The organism is Mycobacterium sp. 29Ha (genome assembly GCF_032883055.1).
GTDB classification, from domain to species: Bacteria; Actinomycetota; Actinomycetes; order Mycobacteriales; family Mycobacteriaceae; genus Mycobacterium; species Mycobacterium gallinarum.
The window spans coordinates 1-1419 of sequence record NZ_JAMQTI010000072.1; the positions used below are offsets into that span (position 1 = coordinate 1).

Sequence of the window (1419 nt, forward strand, 5' to 3'; positions counted from 1 at the left end):
GAGCCTGTCACGAATTCTGTGTAAGTCCGAGATGGGACTACTACGAGTTGTACTCTAGCACAACGGAAGTCGGCCAGGAAAGAGTCTCGACATCGTGTTGAGCGCGGTCTTCCAGCCCTGCGTTCCGGTCCCAGATTCACCTCCTCGCTCGCTGGAGATGTTGCGCAACCCGAGGTACAGCAACTTCATCGCGGCGTCCTTGTCAGGGAAGTGACCGCGGTTCTTGGTGATCTTGCGCAGCTGGAAGTTGATCGACTCGATCGTGTTCGTCGTGTAGACGATCTTGCGCAATTCAACCGGATAATCCAGGAACGGGATGAACTCGTTCCACGCCAGGCGCCAGGTATCGATCGCCCCGGGGTATTGCTCGCCGAACTTGCCGTCGAACTCCTTGAGAGCGAGCTCAGCAGCATCAACGCTTGCAGCCGTGTAGATTTCGCGCATCGCCGAGGCAACCTTCTTGCGGTCCTTGTAGGACACGAACCGCATCGCATTGCGGATCACGTGCACCACACAGGTCTGCACCACGGTCTCGGGGAAGACTGAGCGGATCGCATCCGGCAGGCCGGTCAGGCCGTCGCAGCAGGCAATCAGGATGTCGTGCACCCCGCGGTTGCGCAGGTCGATGACGACCTTCTGCCAGAACTTCGCACCCTCGGTGTCCTGGATCCAGCACCCCAGGGCGTGTTTGCGGCCGTCGACGTCCACACCGATGGCCAAATAGGCCACCTTGGTGGTCACCACCCCGTTGTCCTTGATCCGCAACCGCAGTCCGTCGATGTAGAGGATCGGGTACACCTCATCCAGCGGGCGCGATTGCCAGGCCTTGATCTCATCGACGACCACCTCGGTGATGTTGGAGATCAACTCCCGCGACACCTTCGCCCCATACACCTCCTCCAAGTGTGCTTCGATATCGCGGGTCGTCATCCCACGTGAATACAACGACAGCACAACCGAATTGATGTTCGACAATCGGCGGACCTTCTTCGGCACGATGACCGGCTCGAAGGTCCCGTTGCGGTCACGCGGCGCGTCGATGGTGACCGCGCCGTTGACGGTGTTCACCGTCTTGGCCGTCGACCCGTTGCGGGAGTTACCCGACCCCCGGCCGGCCGGATCGCCGTTCTCATACCCCAGATGATGGGTCAGCTCCGCGGCCATCGACCGCTCCAGCACCGCTTTGGTCAGTTCGTTGAGCAAACCGTCCGCCCCATCGATCGGGGTCCCGGATTTCACCGCGTCGGTGATCAGCGAATCCAACGTCTCGGCTGAGAACGTCTCTGCCAGCCGGCGCGCAGCCGACTTCTCCGCACTCGCCGACTCTATGGCCTTGATCACAAAACACTCCTTCTGTCCGCCCGAACGGCGGTCCGATGATGGACCACCCCGGACTTACACAGATGGAATGACACGCCC

General features: G+C 60.7%; 1 protein-coding gene. It reads right to left on the bottom strand.

Features of this window, described 5'->3' with window-relative positions:
* Positions 1 to 54: 54 nt before the first annotated feature.
* Positions 55 to 1290, bottom strand: a complete 1236-nt coding sequence (locus M1248_RS33230) for an IS256 family transposase (RefSeq protein ID WP_317150935.1) — start codon at positions 1288 to 1290, stop codon at positions 55 to 57.
* Between the last annotated feature and the right edge of the window lie 129 nt (positions 1291 to 1419).